Origin of the sequence: Streptomyces sp. NPDC001027 (assembly GCF_040299045.1) — a bacterium.
Classification (GTDB): Bacteria; Actinomycetota; Actinomycetes; order Streptomycetales; family Streptomycetaceae; genus Streptomyces.
Genome location: NZ_JBEPBI010000185.1, coordinates 1 through 15,595, shown reverse-complemented (window position 1 = coordinate 15,595; position 15,595 = coordinate 1). Strand labels below are relative to the sequence as shown.

The window sequence follows — 15,595 nt, the reverse complement described above, 5'->3', positions numbered from 1 at the left end:
GTGCCGGGCCCCTTCTTCTCGTAGCGGGGACAGGATTTGAACCTGCGACCTCTGGGTTATGAGCCCAGCGAGCTACCGAGCTGCTCCACCCCGCGTCGGTGGGGCCACTCTACACGGTGGCGCCGGCGGGGCGTTGCGGGACCGCGCCGCGGTGTCAGCCGCGGACGATGTTCTCGGCCTGAGGTCCCTTCTGGCCCTGGGTCACGTCGAAGGTGACCGGCTCTCCCTCCACCAGTTCCCGGTAGCCGTTGCCGGAGATGTTGGAGTAGTGGGCGAAGACATCCGGTCCGCCGCCGTCCTGGGCGATGAATCCGAAGCCCTTTTCGGAGTTGAACCACTTCACGGTGCCGCTGGCCATGCTGCTTGTCCTTCAGTTCTCGCCGGGAGTCCCGGCTGGTCCATGTACGGGGCCTGCCCGTGAGCGGGAGGCACCCGGCTCCGTTCTACCCCGCCGACGGCGGGGTTATCCGACTATTGCGCCGGTCGCGGCGCGTCGTGCGCCCGAGCGGGTGACGGAGGCGATCGCCGTACGGCGGGTGAGGGGGTCGCGGGCCCGGGCGCACCCGCCTCTCGTTCCCCGTTGACCCACGTCTACGTGGGGTAGACGCGATGGCATGACGGAAGCAGTGCAGGCAGGACTGTGGGGACTCGTCGCCGGCTCGGCGCTGTCGCTGGGCGCGGCGCTGGGTTACGGGCTCCGGGTGCCGCAGAAGGCGATCGCGACCGTGATGGCCTTCGGCGCCGGAGTGCCGATCTCGGCGGTCTCCTTCGAACTGGTCGGGGAGGCCCACGACGAGGCCGGGCTCGCTCCCACCGCCCTGGGCGCACTCGTCGGAGCCGTGGACTACACCGGGGGCAATGTGCGGCCGGCCCGCCGGGGCGCCCGGCGCCGCAAGCCCTCTCCCCTGCCTGACGCCGTGAGCCGGCCTCAGGTGAAGTACAGCGCGGCCTTGTCCATGACGTGGCCGGTGAACATCCCGCCGTACATGACCTTGCCCCGGTACATGGTGACCCGGCTCACTCCCGAGCCGGCGGTCTCCACCGTGAGGGGCCGGCCGATCACGGACGTCCCGAGGATCCTGGCGTCCGCCGCGACCCAGGTCCGCGCGGCCGGCTGGACGGCGCCGCTGACCAGGGCGGGCAGGACCATCGCCGCGTTGCGGGCGCCGGCCAGGCCGCTGCGGATGCTCTTCGCGTAGTCCATGGCCCACCCCGTGAACTGGGCCATCGCCGCTTCGTCCACCGCGGGGACGGCGGCGGCGAAGACGAACAGCTCCACCTTGGTGCCGAACCACCGCGCCTTGCGGTCGGACCGGCCTCCGATGACGACGGGGCAGTCACGCCAGGCGGACGCGGTCACCTCGCATCCGTCGGACGCCAGCCGTCCCCGGAGCGCCTCGAGATAGGCGCCGGCCGGGTCGGCCTGTGGCGCCCCGTCGGTTCGCTGCTGAGTCATACGCGGGCCCTCCCCCGTCGGTGTCGCAAACCGTCCGGCCGGCCTCGGCCGTCCGGACGTCAGCCCATGATCGCGCGTGAGGGGGTCCGCGTAAATACAAGAATCCTTTAACTCGGGCCCGGATTCGGTGCGGAGACCCGGAATCCAGGGCTTCCCCCAGCCCGGGTCCCCGCTGTCACGGCGTCACGGCGTCACGAGTGGACGATGCGGCGGACGTTGTCCACGTCGCCGCAGCCCGCCTTCAGCTGCCGCTCCCGCTCCTCCAGGAACGCCTCGCCGAGTTCCTCGCGGCGCTGCATGGCTGCGTTCTCGCGAGCTCCGTTGAGGATCGTGCGCTCTTCCTCGTCGGCGTGGTGGGCGACGGCCTGTACGAGCTCCTCGAGCTTCTCGTCCCACTCCTCGGAACCGACCTCGTCGACTTCCAGAAGTTCCAGGAGCGCCTTGTTGCCCTCCTCGTGCTCCTCCTCGCCGTGCTCCACCTCTTCGTCGTCGATCTTCTTGTAGCGCTTGAGGGCGGGGTACACCTTCGCCTCTTCCGCCAGCGCGTGGGCGATCAACAGGTCGGCGAACTCCCGCAACGCGGCGGCCCGGTCGGCTTCGACGCTGCGCATCTGCCGAAAGAGTTCTTCCATCCTTCGGTGGTCCTGGAGAATGAGTTCGACGACGTCACGTGTCTCGGCCATGGACGGGTTTCACTTTCGTACGAGGGAACCTTGCCGGATCCGACTACCCCCGCCCGCCCTCTTCAACAGTGGGAACCCTGATGTCCGCGCCGGCGTTCGCGCGGCGGGCTCCGGAGTCGGGACCGTGCCAGTCGAGGCACAGGACGGTGGCGTCGTCGCGCACCCGGCCGTCGCACGCCTCGGTGACGGCGGCGACGAGGGTGCGCACGACCTCGCGCGGATGCTCGGCGGCGGTGGAGCGCAGGAGGCGGCACAGGTCGACGGACTGCGCCTGACGTTCCTGCATGCCGTCGGTGTAGAGGACCAGGCGGTCTCCGGGCCGCAGATCGAGGTCCTGCACCGTGTACGGCCCCTGTCCGACGACGCCGAAGGGCAGGTTCACCGTCAGGCGCAGCTCTTCGACGGCGCCGTCACGCAGCCGCAGCGGCCAGGGGTGACCGGCGTTGACGAGTTGGACGCCGCTCCCGTCCAGCGCGATGCGCACCAACTGGCCGGTGGCGAAGGTGCGTCGGCCGTGGTCGAGCAGCGCCTGGTGGGTCTGGCGGGCCTGTTCCGCGAGGTCCGCCCCGGCTCGGCGGGCGCCGCGGGAGGCGTAGACCAGGAGCGTGGCCATGAGCGATGCCGCCACGTCGTGGCCCATGGCGTCGGTGACGGACAGATGCAGGGTGTCGTGGTCGAGGGAGTAGTCGTAGGTGTCGCCGGCGATGTCGGAGGCAGGGACGAGAGCGCCGGCGAGGGCGAACTCGGCGGCCTCGCAGCAGGGCGCCGAGGGCAGGAGCTGGCGCTGGATCTCCGCGGCCAGGCTGACCGAGGTGGTGCGGTTGCCCCAGTGGTAGAGGTCGGTGAAGCGGCGGTCGGTGACGATGATGTACGCCAGCGCGTGCGCCGCCTCCTCCACCTGTTCCAGGACGTCCTGGGTGACCTCGGCGAGGAAGAGCTCGAGCACGCCGATGGTGTCGCCGCGGTTGGTGACGGGGGCGAGTACCCGCAGGCCCTGCTCTCCCTCGGGCGCCTGCACCAGTTTCTGGGTGCGCAGGACGTCGTCGTAGACGCTGCTGCCGGCGAGCGGGACCTGCTCGGCTCGGCGTTCTCCTCGCCCGGCGGCCTTCTCGCCGACCCTCAGCAGGCGCCGCCCGACGACGTCGACGAACAGGAACGACACGTAACGCGCACCGAACCGGTCGCGCAGATTGCGCGCCACTACGTCGAGGGACTCCACCGGCGCGGCGTCCTCCGCCGCTGCCAGCACCTCTGCCAGTCCGCTCCGATCGCGCACCACATCGGCCTCCCTGTGAAGGGTTCTTCTTCCCGCCGATCCGGCAGGAACACGGCCACGTCGCCTGACGGCGTTCAGCACGCGCCCCGGGCCGCCACCGCCCCAACGTACCCGGGGCTCCCGTCGCCCGACGGCAGGCGCCGTTCCTCGACGTCGTGGCCGCGCACAGGGTGCGCAGGCCGAGCGACCCGCCGCCGGTCGGCACAACTCCCGCACGGTCGCGGTCGCCACGCCGCGGTCGGCGTCCTTCTGCGCGACGAGGTGACCGAGTTGCGTGACGTGGTAGCCGAGTTGCGCGGCGCCGTTCCCGAAGTCGTACGGACAGCTCTAAGGCCAGGACCGCCGGGGCACGGTCGGCGTGCGGCCGATTTTCCGCTCGGGCGCCGCCCGACTCCGCCCCAGCGGGGCGTCCCGGCCGGGCACTTCGTCAGCCACGGTGAGTGGCCGTTCCGGTACGACGGTGCCACCATGGAACGAGGGGGTGCGAGGCCCCGTCTCTGCTGCGACGTCGAGGGTGCACGCCGAAGAAGCGGTGCCGTGGCATCGAGACGCTTCGCGCCCCGGACGGGCGGCGCGGCCATGCTCGCGCATGATGCGCGGCCCGGACGCTCGCCTTCCAGGAGGGATCCACATGGCCAAGCGTCTGATCGTCTGCTGTGACGGCACATGGAACTTCGCGGACCAGCCCAGCAGGACGAACGTCACGAAGGTCGCCCTGGCCGTCCGCCCGCAGGACGGGGACATGACGCAACGCGTCTACTACCACAGCGGTGTCGGCACGAACCGACGGGAGCGGTTGCGCGGCGGAGCGTTCGGGGTGGGGCTGTCCCGCAACACCGTCGACGCCTACCGCTTCCTGGTCGACAACTACGAACCCGAGGACCAGCTGTACTTCTTCGGGTTCAGCCGCGGTGCGTTCACCGCCCGCAGTCTGGCCGGTCTGGTGCGCAACTCCGGCATCCTGCGCCGGGAGTACCGGGATCGGGTCGGCGAGGCCTGGACCCTCTACCGCAGCCGGACCGAGAAGCCGACGAGCACGGCGTCCACTCTCTTCCGGCGCTCCTACTCGCACGAGACGGGCATCCGGTTCATCGGCGTATGGGACACCGTCGGAGCCTTGGGCATCCCGATGCCCCCGTCGCGCCGGCTCGCCGCGGGCGTGACCCTGTTCAACCGCCGCTGGGCGTTCCACGACACCACGTTGAGCAGTTGGGTGCAGAGCGCCTTCCACGCGATCGCCGTCGACGAACAGCGCTCGCCGTTCCCGCCCACGCTGTGGCACCGGGGGACGGCCACGGACAGCGAGGAGGCAAAGCGCCGGCGCGGCGGCAACCCGCAGGAACTCAAGCAAGTGTGGTTCACGGGGGTGCACTGCGACATCGGCGGGGGCTACGCGGAGTCGGCCCTGTCCGACATCCCCCTGCTCTGGATGGTCGGGGAGGCCACGCACTGCGGGCTGAAGTTCGAGGACACGGCGTTCCGCAGGCCCGAGCCGGGAGCCACACCGTCCGGCGACTCCACGGACATCAGGGTCGCGCCCGACGTGATGGGCACGCTGCACGACTCCCGGACGGCGCTGTACCGGTGGGTCGCGCCGGTCCCCCGGCCCATCGGCGAGACCGGCGACGGATGCGAGTTCGTCTCGGACACGGTCCTGCGACGCCATGACGCCGACCCGGCCTACCAGCCGAAGAAGCTCGTCGACTACCTCAAGGGCTCACACCCGCAGGTCGAGGAGATCCGCCCGCGGATCCCGGGCGGGGACTAGGGCGAAACACGGCCTCCATCGGCCAGTACGGACTGCCCCCTCTTCACACCAGGTGCTCGAACGCGCGCGGAGCGTGACCGGATGGCACGCGCGTCGTAGGTGGCTGCCGTGAGCGCACGCGAGGCGTCGCCGTCTCCCGCTGCTTCCGCGTTCGGGCGGGCGTCGCGGACACTGGACGGCAGGAGAGGGGAGGCCGACCGTGCTGACCATCGTCCGCGAACACCTTGGGCAGGCCCTGTTCCGCCGCGTCGCCGGCCCCGACGGTCCGACGACGCGCGCCCGCATCCACGACACCCCCGGACCGCGCTGGTTCGCGCCGGAGCGCCCGATCCGCACCGTCCACGGCGACGCCTCCATGTTCATCGGCGGGCTGAGCGCGCTGCTGCTGCAGTCCCTGCATCCCCTCGCCATGGCGGCGGTGGCCGGGCACTCCGGTTACCGCGGCGACCCGTGGGGCCGGCTCCAGCGCACCAGCACCTTCCTCGCCGTCACGACCTACGGCACCGCCGCGGACGCCCAGCGGGCCGTGGACCACGTCCGCGGCATCCATGAGCGGATCCGTGGGACGACGACCGCGGGCGTGCCGTACCACGCGGCGGACCCGCATCTGCTCGGCTGGGTGCACGCCGCCGAGACGGACAGCTTCCTGCGCGCCCACGAACGCTACGGCGCCGGTCCGCTGGACGCGGCCGGCTACGACGCGTACGTCGCCGACACCGCGCGCGTCGCCGAGGCCCTCGGTGTGAGCGACCCGCCGCGCGACCGCCGAGCGCTGTCCGACCGCCTGGCCTCCTACCGGCGGGAGCTCAGGGCGACGCCCGAGGCCAGGGCCGCCGCCCGCTTCCTGCTGTTCCAGCCTCCCCTGCCCCTCGCGGTCCGACCGCTCTATGGCGGGCTGGCCGCGAACGCCGTCGCGCTGCTGCCGGACTGGGCCCGCGGCATGCTGTGGCTGCCCCGCGTCCCGGTCGTCGAGCAGTTCGCCGTACGGCCCGCAGGACAGGTCCTGACCCGCACCATCCGGTGGGCCATGGCGTCGCCGCCCCGCCCCCGGGCGGTGTGAGCGCGCCACCGGACGCCGGTCGTCGCGGGCCCTCAGGACCATCCGGCGCATCGGTGCGGAGGAGCCCGCATCGGCGCGGATCGGTGTGGTGCGGATGGGCGCGGGTCATACGACGATGCAGGTCATGGCTGCCCAGAGCAGCGGCGAGTGCTCGATCCCGCCCTCGGTGCGCCAGCGGTCGAGGCGCTCGCGCTGCCAGCGGGCGAGCAGGGCGACCGGGTCGGGGCTCTCGTGTGCGGTGTCGACGGCGATGACCGCCTCCGTCAGCGGCCGTACGGACTCGGACAGTCCTGCCAGCCGGTGGAAAGCGAGGCTGGTCGGCAGCGTCCAGCGGGTGGCGGTGACGAGTTCCGCCCCGTTGTGGATCATTGCCGTCGCCAGGCCGAACGACTCGGTGAAGCGGAGGTCGCCGCCGCTCTCGCAGCCGATGAGGGCGACCCGCGGCGGCGCGGGCCAGATCCGCGCGCCCGGCTCTCCGTCGGCGCGCAGGGGCAGCGTGCCCAGGAGAAGGTCCTTGGCGGAGAGCGGGCGGTGGGTGCGGACCGGCTCCGTCAGGCCGGTGGTGCGCGGACCGCAGCACAGGTGGAGCGTGCCGTCCTCGCTCTGACCGCCTTCGACCGGCGCGCCGCTGACGTGCCCGACGTACAGGAGCCGGCGTGCTCCCCCGCGGAGCACGCCGCTCAGCCAGTCCCGGTCCAGGTCCGTGCGGCGGAACGCCTCCGCGGGGGCGGCGACGGAGGGTGCGACGGGGCCCGCCTCCAGCCGGCCGCGCACCAGCGCGAGCAGCTCCGGGTCCGAGCCGGGCGGTCCGAGGACCGACCCGAGCCCGCAGTCGGCGCGGAATCCGGGGACCCGGGGGTCCAGAACGAGAACGACCGTGTCGGCGCCGTCCACGGGCGAGCCGCTCGCGGCGACCGCATCGGCCTCCGCTCCGGTGTCCGCGTCCGGAGCCGGGTGCGCGGTGGGACCACCCGGCCGCCGCAGCGACGCCGGGGCGGTGGTGACGACGTCCGCCAGGTCGATGAGCCGTACGTCGCCCGAGCCGTCGACGGCGAGCAGCTCCCAGGGCACCTGGGCGACCCGGGGCGACGGCTGGATCCGCACCAGCGGGCGGCCCGCGCGTGCCGACACCTGGCGTATCTGTGCCGTCAGGCCCTCCGGCCACAGCGCTTCGGCCAGCAGCCGGGCGAGCCGGCGTTCGGTCCGGTGCTCGGCCATCGCACCCGACCCGAGCGCCCGGCGCATGCCCTCCGTTCCCTCGCCCGCCTCCGGCAGTGCGGCCGTCAACTCCCTCACGGCCCTGTCGACTTCCTCGGCCGGGCCGTGGCCGGTGCCGAACCCGGTGGCCCCGCCGGCCCACGTCCAGGTCATGAACAGATCGCCGGCGTCGGCCAGCCGGATCTGCACCACCGGGCGGCTCGTGAGGTCGTCGGTCACCCAGAACGGGACCTCCTCGTCGTTCACGATCCGCCGGCCGTAGCGGGACTCCGCCGCCTGGATGTACTCCTGCAGCGCGACGCGGCCGGGACCCTGCGCCGCCATCCGCACCTTCGGCGGCGGCGCGACGCGCAGGCCCGCGGACGCGGCGGCCTCCGACGCCGCACCGCCGAGCGTCGTCGAGCCGCCGGAGTGCCCGTACGACTTCATGGCCGCCCGCGGGAAGACCGTCGCGTCGGCTTCGGCAGGACGAGAGGGCTCTGCGCCGGGCGCCGGCGGCGTACGGTCCAGCGCCAGGGAGGCGCCCGCGGCGCGGTGCTCCACCAGCTCGAACAGCAGGCCCTGATCCTGTCGGCGCACGGCGAGGCGGAACGCCAACTGCATGGCCTGGTCGGCGAGTCGCAGCCACTGATGGCGCGCGTGGGCGGTCACGAAGTCATACCGGGCCGCCTGCAGAGCCAGCGCGGCGGGGAGAGCCAGGGAGAGCGCGGTGTCGACGGACCGTCTCTCGTGCTCGCCGTGGTCCGTCCGGTTCAGGTTGTCCTCGAGGGTCGTCGCGAGCATGAGGTCGACCTGCGCGCAGCGTTCGTACACCTCCCGCTCCTGGTAGACGTCACGGGCGTTCTGGGCCAGCCGCTGCATCTCGGCGATGTCGCCCCGGTCGTAGGCGTGTTGGGCGCCCAGCAGCATGGTGTCGGCCGCGGCGATCGAGGCGCCGAGCCGTTCGAAGCGGGACAGGCTCGCCGACGTGAGGTCCCCCGCGCGGGTGCTGTCGCCGCGCCGTGCGGCGAGGAAGGCGCGGGCCTGTTCGCAGACCGCCAGGTCCCCGTGCCGCCGCTGCTGTTCGAAGAAGGCGGACGCCTCGGCGAACAGCCGCTCGGCGAGGTCGAGTTCACCCCGGTGCATGGCGACGTACGCCCGGTGCGCGAGCATGGACCGCTGCTCGCCGGTGTCGCCCAGTGCGCGGTAGCGCTCCTCCGCGCGGGCGAGGCAGTCCTCGGCCTCGTCGAAGCGCCCGGTGGAGGAGCAGATCACGCCGAGGGCCGTCAGCAGCCGCGGAACGGTCTCCACCTCGGTCGTCCGCACGGTGGAGAGCAACGCCTCCGCGTGCTCCTCGGCCGCGCCCCACTCGCTCCGGTCCATCAGCACGAGCACCCGGTTCAGGCCGAGTTCAGCGGTGCGCAGCCCTTCGGGATCGTCGAACTCGTGGAGCGTGGCCGCGGCTTCGTCGAGGCACTCCAGCGCCGAGTCCAGGCGTCCCGTCCTGCGCAGCAGGTCGGCCTTGGCGAGCACGGTCTTCAGCAGGACCTCCAGCCACAGTTGACGGCCGCGCGGCCCCATGGGCACGGAGGCGATGCCGTCGAGCAGGTCCCGGGAGCGCTCGACGGCGTCCTCGGCCCCTGCCAGGTCGGTGGCGGTGAGCAGGACGCTCGCGACGTCGGCGTGCAGGTGTGCCCGCAGGAAGCGCACGTCGGGCGAGTCGTCGAGGGACTCGGCCGCGGCCAGCAGCTCGTCGTACACGGTGCGCGCGGCGGCGAGGTCGGCCGCCCGCTGATGCTCCTCGGCCAGCGCCAGACCGCTGTCGAACGGCTCCCCGTAGAGGCGGATCACCGCTGCCCCGGAGCCCCGTTCCTGCCGGTCCGACGCGCCGCGGTCGGTCGCGGCGCGGTCCTGCACGCGCTCGTCCCGGTCGTTCCGTTCGTCCCGCTCGTTCCGTTCGTCGTGGTGATGGGGCTGGTCCGGCACGTCAGTAGTCCTCATCGGTGGCAGCGGCGACGGTCTCGGCGAGGAAGGGGGCCGCCCAGTCGTCGAGGGACGGTCGGTCGTGCGCCGCGGGAGAGGTCGCCGCGGCGGTCAGCCGCTGTCGCACCAGGGCGCGCACGGCGTCCCGCCGGTCGCGGTCGGCCGCCGCCTCCGGTGCACCGGGGCGGCCGGGGTCGAATCCGGGCAGCAGGACGCCGACCTCGACACGCGGTGACGGCGCCCCGCTGGACAGCTGCGGGGTCAGGTCGGCGTGCCCGGTCCACACGTCGTCCCGTCTGGTGAGCGGGATCCGGTGCGGGCCGCCGCCGTCCACGTAGACCTCCGCGGCGAGGGTCACGCCGGCGGTGGGCGCCGCCGGGTGCGCGACGGCCTCGGCCTCGACGCGCCGCCGTGCGCCGAGGGCACGGGCGGTCCAGGACACCGCGTTCTCGGCCGCGTCGACGAAGCCGGGCGGGTAGCGGCGCCAGTCGTTGGTCCCCGGGCCGCGCGCGATCACCCGGCCTGCCGCGCCGAGCGTGTCGCCCGCCGCCAGGGCGTATCCGCCGCGCCGGTCGAACAGCGTGCCGAGGCCGGCCGGAACCTCGGCGGCGGCCGGCGTCCCCCCGTCCGCCGGTCCGCCCGACGCCGTCGGTCCACCGTCCGGGCCACGCCGTTCCAGGGCCGTGCGGAGGGCGCGCAGGGCCGGGCCGTCCAGTCCGGCGCCGTCCGCCACAGCGTCGATCAGCCGCAGGACGCGCTCCAGACGGCGGGCCTCGTCCGACGGACCCGGCGCCGTGCGCCACCAGCGGACGAGCGCGTCGAGGGCGGTCTGATGCTCCTCGATCAGTGCGGCCGCGCAGTCGTCGGGCTGATCGTCCTCGTCGTCGAACAGTTGCTGGCAGCGGTGCGTGAGCGCGGCCAACTCCAGGCCGAGGACGTCCGGTTGAAGCGCCGGGATGCCGTCAGGGAGCGAGGCCGGCCACCAACGGGCCGCCCAGTGGCCGAGAGCGAGCCGGGCGGCCGCGCCGCCGAGGGCCGTGGCCTGCGCCCTCACCCGCACGCCGGCGGACTCCCCCGCGGCGTGCGCCTGGACGGCGGCGGCGACGCGTTCGCCGTAGAGCGCCCACAGCCAGTGCTGGGCGCGCCCCACGTCATGGATCCGCGCCGAGGGCGGGCCGGGGGCGCCGAGGACGGGTCGGCTCAGGACGGCGCCCGCCACGTCGAGGACGGCCCACGTGAAGTCGGCTCCGACGTCGACGAGCCGGTCGTCCTCCGTACCGTCACGGTGACTCCCGGCATCGCCGCCCGCCTCGGCATCGCCGTGCACGTCGGCATCGCCGTGGACGTCGGCGCCGTCGAACGCCTCGGCATCGTCGAACACGTCGGCGGAGCGGTGTCCGCGGTCGGCGGTGATCCGGATCGTGCCGTCCTCGCCGGCGGTCACCCGGACGTCGACGCCGGCGCGCGCCGTCACGCGCTCCTCCGATCGGCGGTCGGCGCGGGCCCCGCCGACAGGGTGCGCAGCGCCGCACGGACCCGGGCGCGGTGGTCCATCATCACCGAGCGGGCGACCCCGTCGAGCAGCGCCCACGCCGAGGCGAGGTCCGCCAGGGGCGCCCCGCGGACGTCGCGCCCGTGCAACCGCACCCACAGCCGACGCATGTAGGCGGTCCACGGGGTGCGGAGGTCCTGGGCGAGCGCGTCCAGGGCGCCGCCGTCCGGGTCGGGCCGGGGCGAGACGGTCATCCTGCGGGCGCGCAGGACCGAAGCCTCCCGTCGCCAGCGGGCGTTGACCGCCCGATGGGCGGCCGTGCGCCCGGCGTCCCCCCGGCCGGCGCCCAGGGGATCGAGGCCGACCGCGAGCCTGCCGCCGAGGACGACTGCGACGCGCAGGCTCTCGTCGTGCAGGCCGAGCGGTGCGCAACTGCGGCGGGCCTCGCGCGCGGCGAGTTCCGCCACGGTCGGCAGCGCGTCCCGGTGGGCCGACGACTGCAGGACCACGAAGAGCCGCTCGAAGAGCGAGCGGTCCAGCGGTGCGGGCAGGGTGGCCGTCGAGGCGCCCCGGCCGACCTCCGGACGCGGCGGCGTCTGCCGCCCGGTGAGCCCCAGCGGGGCGGGCAGGTCGTCGCGGTCCCACAGGCCGCCGGCGTGGGCCCACAGGGCCCGGCCGAACGTCTCGCCGTGGCCCGCCTCGACCATGGCGGCGTACGAGGGCGAGGCGCTCGCCCGCCCCGGAGTCCCGCACGCTTCCAGCACCTCGGCGGCCCGCTCGATCGCCGTGCGCGCCCCTGCCGCGTCGACGGCCGGGGCGCGGCTCCCCCACGCCGTGGTCAGCTCCGCGTCGAGTCGGGAGCGGCGGGCGGCGTCGGCCAAGTGGTCCTTCAGCGCCTCCACGGTGCGGCCGCCGGGCGCGTGGGCGATCTCCTCGACCACGTCCCGGGCCGTCGCGTCCGCCCCGGCCGCGGGCGCGCCGTGCTCGGCGGCCAGTTCGAAGCAGCGCTGGAAGTACAGGTCCTGAGGGTTCCCGGCGACGACGCCGAGTGCCCGGCGGGCCTTCTTGAGCAGGGTGAACCACCGGGCCGTCGCCGCGAGGAGGACGGCGGACTCCCGGATCAGGGCGTCGAGAGCCGCTGCCTGGGCGGGTGGGAGGAAGTCGGCCGCGAGGTCGGGACGCAGTGCGGGCCTGACGATGAGCGGCAGGACGATCAGTTTGACCGTCCGGGTCAGGGGCGCTCCGTCGGGGCCGCTCAACGGTTCCAGACCGGCCCCGAGGCCGCGCCAGGCGTGGTCGATGACCAGGGCACGCGGGCGGCTCTCGCCGGCCGGCTGGCTCGAAGACGGCATGTGAGGAGCGTACGCGGCGAGGCGGCGGGCGCACGAACCTGGGATCGGTAGGCGTTCGGCGCCGCCTAGCGTCGACCCCGTCGGACAGAAGCGGCCATCCGGTCGGCTCGGACGACATCCGCCGACATCGTCAGAAGGGAAGAACGGCATGGGAATCTTCGGACGGCGCAAGAGCCGTGAGGAGCGGGCCGCCGAGATCGTCGGCAAGGTGGCGAGCGGCAAGGGCTTCTACGGCCGCACGACGCGCGCGTTCCTCGGCGGCGCGGACTTCGCCAAGGTGCAGCAGTCGATCGGCGCGTACCACTCCACCGTCGAGGTCGCGCAGTTGCTGGCCGCGGGGGCGCCGACGACGCCGGCCGTCGTCGTCTCGATCGGTGACACCGGCAAGCTGGTCAACTACGACCCGGTCGTCGACCTGGTGCTCCAACTCCCGGGCGGCGCCGACCGCATCGCGCTGCAGAGCATCGTGTCCAAGCTGCGCATACCCCGGGCGGGCGACCAGGTGCTCCTGGTGGCCGACCCCGCCCGCCCGGGCGGTTACCTCTACGCCGGGGACGGCGTGAGGCCGTGAGTGAACCGCCGTGCGAGGCGCCGACGTCCGACTCCGCTCGGAAGGTCGCGTCGCGCACTGAAGGAGGGGGCGCGGGTGAGCGCACACGGGATGCTGGAGCTCTGGTGGACGGTGCCCGCGGGATCGGCGGTTCTCGGGTACGCGCTGTCCCTGGCGGGACTCACCCCGGCCCAGCGGGCGGTCTGGGTGCGGGCGCGGATCAGCGAGGTGCATCAGCCGGTGCACGGGGCGTCGAGGCATCCGGGGATCCTGGTGACGGTCACGTTCCGGGACCCGTCGACCGGCCGGGAGTTCGTCCGCCGCAACGTCGGCAGACACGGTGACCCGGTCGAGGAGGCCTGGGTGGGACGGGAGTTGACGGTGCGCTTTCCGCGGGGGCGGCCGGAGCGGTTTCGTGTGGCGCTGCACACCGCGGAAGACGACTCGGGCCGGGGTGTCCCGAACTGCACGGTCGCCCTGCTCCTCGTCGGGCTGATCGTGCACGCGGCCGTCGTCTGGGGCTACCCGTGGGCGCTGCTGGGCTTGGGCGCGCTGCTCAGCGTCGTCACGGCGGCCGGACCGGATCTGCGCACGGTGCGCTCCCGCGACGCCCTGCTGGCCTCGGCGCCGGCCGTCCCGGCGAAGGTGGTGGCCGTCGCCAGGGACGTCTACACCGACGGTGAGGGCGAGGAGGTCGTCACCCACACCCCGGTCGTGTGCTTCACCACACACGACGGCGCTGACGTCACCGTCCTGTCCCGGGACGGCGTCCGCGAACCGCGCCTGTCCCTGGGCCGTGAGCTCACCGTCCACTACGCCCCGTCCGACCCGGCCGTGTACGCCTACGACCTCGCCGCCGAGCGCCGCTCCAACGAGAGGTCCGTCGGCGTGATCATCATGCTGTTCGTCGCGGGAGTCGCCGCGACCGTGGCGGGCGCGGTCCTGCTCTGACGGCGGGACGCCCTGCGGGCGGCGGCGCCCGGGTCAGGCGGTGGACCTCTGCTGCGGTGCGCCGTGCTGGTTGCGCAGTTCCTCGTTCATGCGCTGCGCTTCCTCGAGTTGGTCTTCGAGGATGACGATGCGGCAGGCGGCCTCGACGGGGGTGCCCTGGTCGACGAGTTCGCGGGCACGCGCCGCGATGCGCAGTTGGTAGCGGGAGTAGCGGCGGTGACCGCCTTCGGAGCGCAAGGGGGTGATCAGGCGGTGTTCGCCGAGGGCGCGGAGGAAGGCGGGGGTGGCGCCGAGCATCTCGGCGGCCCTGCCCATGGTGTAGGCGGGGTAGTCGTCGTCGTCCAGAGGGGCGACCGGGCGGGTACTGCGTGGGGGCATAGACCTCTTCTTCCGGGGGACGCGTCGGGGGGCCCGGGTGCATACCGGCACCCGGGCCCCGAGCTGTCAACACCATCTGCCGGCTGACTGCGCCGGCGCCTTGTTCCACAGGGTCCGCCCGAAGGGGCTGGGCTGCGGGGATCGCTGCTGCGTGACCGGGGACCACCTTCCAATCCGGGGTCTGCGGTACCCGGGCGGACTTCCTCCGCGCCCGGGCGATCCTGATGGCGTCTGCTCCTTACTTTCGGCGACTCGATGGCACTGCTCTTGCTGGATACCGCGGGTACTGCTCGCGACCCGGGGGCCGCGTCCTGCTGGGGACCGCATGTGCGGCAGTTCGTGTCTGCCGCACCCTCTCGACTTCTTGAGTACGACAGAAACAGTAACTCGGCGACTCGTCCATGTCTACTGTCGCCAGTGTAGATTTTCTCGGTCACCCTGATCCGGTCTTCTGACCAGGCCACATCCGGAAGAGTGCCGCCACGCCGTCCGACCCGACGGCGGTCCCGGGTCGCGGTCGCGTCGGCCGGACCGCACGTCACGGCTTCCGACACCTGATGGATACTGGCGCTCCCCACCGACGGAACGAGGAGCACGGCAGAAGTGACCCGCGACGATCGCACAGGACCACCCGGCTTCGGCAGCGAACGAGACACCCTGCGGGCCTTCCTCGACTACCACCGCGCGACCCTCGCCATGAAGTGCGAGGGGCTGACCGACGAAGAGCTGCGGCAGCAGTCCATGCCTCCGTCCACGCTCTCGCTCCTCGGCCTGGTGCGGCACATGGCCGAGGTGGAACGCGCCTGGTTCCGGCGGGTGTTCGAGGACAACGACGCCCCCATGGTCTGGTCGGACGAGATCGACTTCCAGGCCGCCTACGACGCGAGCGCGTCGACCAGGGAAGAGGCCTTCGGCGCCTGGCAGGCGGAGGTGGAGAACTCACGCCGCGTCGAGCGTGCGGCCGAGTCCCTGGATCAGGCGGGCTACCAGCCGAGATGGGAGGAGGAGGTGTCACTGCGGATGGTGATGGTGCACGTGCTCCTGGAGTACGGCCGCCACAACGGGCACGCGGACTTCCTGCGCGAAGGCGTCGACGGGACCGTGGGCGCCTGAGCCGGGGCGAGACGTGTCCGAGAAACCACGTCCGCACTCTCGACAGCCCTGGGGTAACCGGCGGTAACTTCTGGCGTGTTGCCAAGACAACCGCTTTCCCTCCCCAGGAGACACTCCCCCATGCGCAGACTCCTCGCCTGCCTGACGACCGCGGCCGCCGCCGTCGGCGCGCTCACGGCGGCCACGCCGCCCGCGGCCGCCGCGCCGCCCGCCGACTCGGGCGCCTTCAGCGTCCTGTCCTACAACGTCGCGGGCCTGCCCGCGATCATCTCCAGCGCCTCCACGCCCCGCGACACCAGCACCACGGCCATCGGCCAGCGCATCGCGCCCTACGAC

At 73.3% G+C, this 15,595-nt stretch carries 13 protein-coding genes, 1 tRNA gene and 2 pseudogenes; 7 read left to right on the top strand and 9 right to left on the bottom strand.

Translation table 11 applies throughout. From position 1 onward, the window contains the following. Positions 1-21: 21 nt before the first annotated feature. Positions 22-95: transfer RNA gene (locus ABT300_RS32730), tRNA-Met, on the bottom strand. A 59-nt stretch (positions 96-154) separates the two neighbouring features. Continuing rightward, a complete protein-coding gene (locus ABT300_RS32725; RefSeq protein ID WP_009192932.1) occupies positions 155-358 on the bottom strand; it encodes a cold-shock protein in 204 nt (67 codons plus the stop codon). A 256-nt stretch (positions 359-614) separates the two neighbouring features. Between ABT300_RS32725 and ABT300_RS32720 the strand changes: the two are divergent. Further along, positions 615-929: pseudogene (locus ABT300_RS32720) on the top strand (ZIP family zinc transporter); the annotation flags it as partial. On the opposite strand, the gene ABT300_RS32715 reads toward ABT300_RS32720, so the two are convergent. The 3 genes from ABT300_RS32715 to ABT300_RS32705 form a co-directional block, all read right to left on the bottom strand. Beyond that, complete coding sequence (locus ABT300_RS32715; protein WP_351683451.1) at positions 929-1,456, bottom strand: hypothetical protein; 528 nt, start codon at positions 1,454-1,456, stop codon at positions 929-931. The pseudogene ABT300_RS32720 and the gene ABT300_RS32715 overlap by 1 nt on opposite strands. Positions 1,457-1,647: 191 nt before the next feature. After that, positions 1,648-2,139: a hemerythrin domain-containing protein gene (locus tag ABT300_RS32710; RefSeq protein ID WP_351683449.1), complete on the bottom strand. Its 492-nt coding sequence runs from the start codon at positions 2,137-2,139 to the stop codon at positions 1,648-1,650. Positions 2,140-2,182: 43 nt separating this feature from the next. Further along, positions 2,183-3,418, bottom strand: coding sequence for a PP2C family protein-serine/threonine phosphatase (locus ABT300_RS32705; protein WP_351683447.1), 1,236 nt, complete (start codon positions 3,416-3,418; stop codon positions 2,183-2,185). 628 nt (positions 3,419-4,046) lie between these two features. Here ABT300_RS32705 and ABT300_RS32700 point away from each other — a divergent pair. Together ABT300_RS32700 and ABT300_RS32695 are read left to right on the top strand one after the other, a co-directional pair. Next, a complete protein-coding gene (locus ABT300_RS32700; RefSeq protein ID WP_351683445.1) occupies positions 4,047-5,183 on the top strand; it encodes a T6SS phospholipase effector Tle1-like catalytic domain-containing protein in 1,137 nt (378 codons plus the stop codon). Between the two features lie 199 nt (positions 5,184-5,382). Next, entirely contained in the window at positions 5,383-6,243 is an 861-nt protein-coding gene (locus tag ABT300_RS32695) for an oxygenase MpaB family protein (RefSeq protein WP_351683443.1), read from the top strand. 105 nt (positions 6,244-6,348) lie between these two features. Here ABT300_RS32695 and ABT300_RS32690 read toward each other — a convergent pair whose 3' ends face one another. The 3 genes from ABT300_RS32690 to ABT300_RS32680 form a co-directional block, all read right to left on the bottom strand. Next, positions 6,349-9,291, bottom strand: a complete 2,943-nt coding sequence (locus ABT300_RS32690; RefSeq protein ID WP_351683455.1) for a hypothetical protein — start codon at positions 9,289-9,291, stop codon at positions 6,349-6,351. 136 nt (positions 9,292-9,427) lie between these two features. Then, entirely contained in the window at positions 9,428-10,897 is a 1,470-nt protein-coding gene (locus ABT300_RS32685; protein WP_351683440.1) for a hypothetical protein, read from the bottom strand. After that, a complete protein-coding gene (locus ABT300_RS32680; RefSeq protein WP_351683438.1) occupies positions 10,894-12,267 on the bottom strand; it encodes a hypothetical protein in 1,374 nt (457 codons plus the stop codon). Before ABT300_RS32680 ends, ABT300_RS32685 begins: the two co-directional genes overlap by 4 nt. Before the next feature lie 148 nt (positions 12,268-12,415). On the opposite strand from ABT300_RS32680, the gene ABT300_RS32675 reads away from it, so the two are divergent. Further along, the gene (locus tag ABT300_RS32675) at positions 12,416-12,838 is read left to right on the top strand and encodes a hypothetical protein (protein WP_351683436.1); all 423 of its coding nucleotides are present in this window, start codon (positions 12,416-12,418) and stop codon (positions 12,836-12,838) included. A gap of 75 nt (positions 12,839-12,913) precedes the next feature. Beyond that, positions 12,914-13,768 carry a DUF3592 domain-containing protein gene (locus tag ABT300_RS32670; RefSeq protein ID WP_351683433.1) on the top strand — a complete coding sequence of 285 codons (855 nt, stop codon included), beginning with the start codon at positions 12,914-12,916 and terminating at the stop codon, positions 13,766-13,768. A gap of 33 nt (positions 13,769-13,801) precedes the next feature. Here the strand turns inward: ABT300_RS32670 and ABT300_RS32665 are convergent, their stop codons facing one another. Next, positions 13,802-14,146: a MerR family transcriptional regulator gene (locus ABT300_RS32665; RefSeq protein ID WP_351683430.1), complete on the bottom strand. Its 345-nt coding sequence runs from the start codon at positions 14,144-14,146 to the stop codon at positions 13,802-13,804. Between the two features lie 603 nt (positions 14,147-14,749). Here ABT300_RS32665 and ABT300_RS32660 point away from each other — a divergent pair. Together ABT300_RS32660 and ABT300_RS32655 are read left to right on the top strand one after the other, a co-directional pair. Next, positions 14,750-15,259: a DinB family protein gene (locus ABT300_RS32660; RefSeq protein ID WP_351683427.1), complete on the top strand. Its 510-nt coding sequence runs from the start codon at positions 14,750-14,752 to the stop codon at positions 15,257-15,259. A 120-nt stretch (positions 15,260-15,379) separates the two neighbouring features. Continuing rightward, positions 15,380-15,595, top strand: a pseudogene (locus tag ABT300_RS32655) (jacalin-like lectin); the annotation flags it as partial.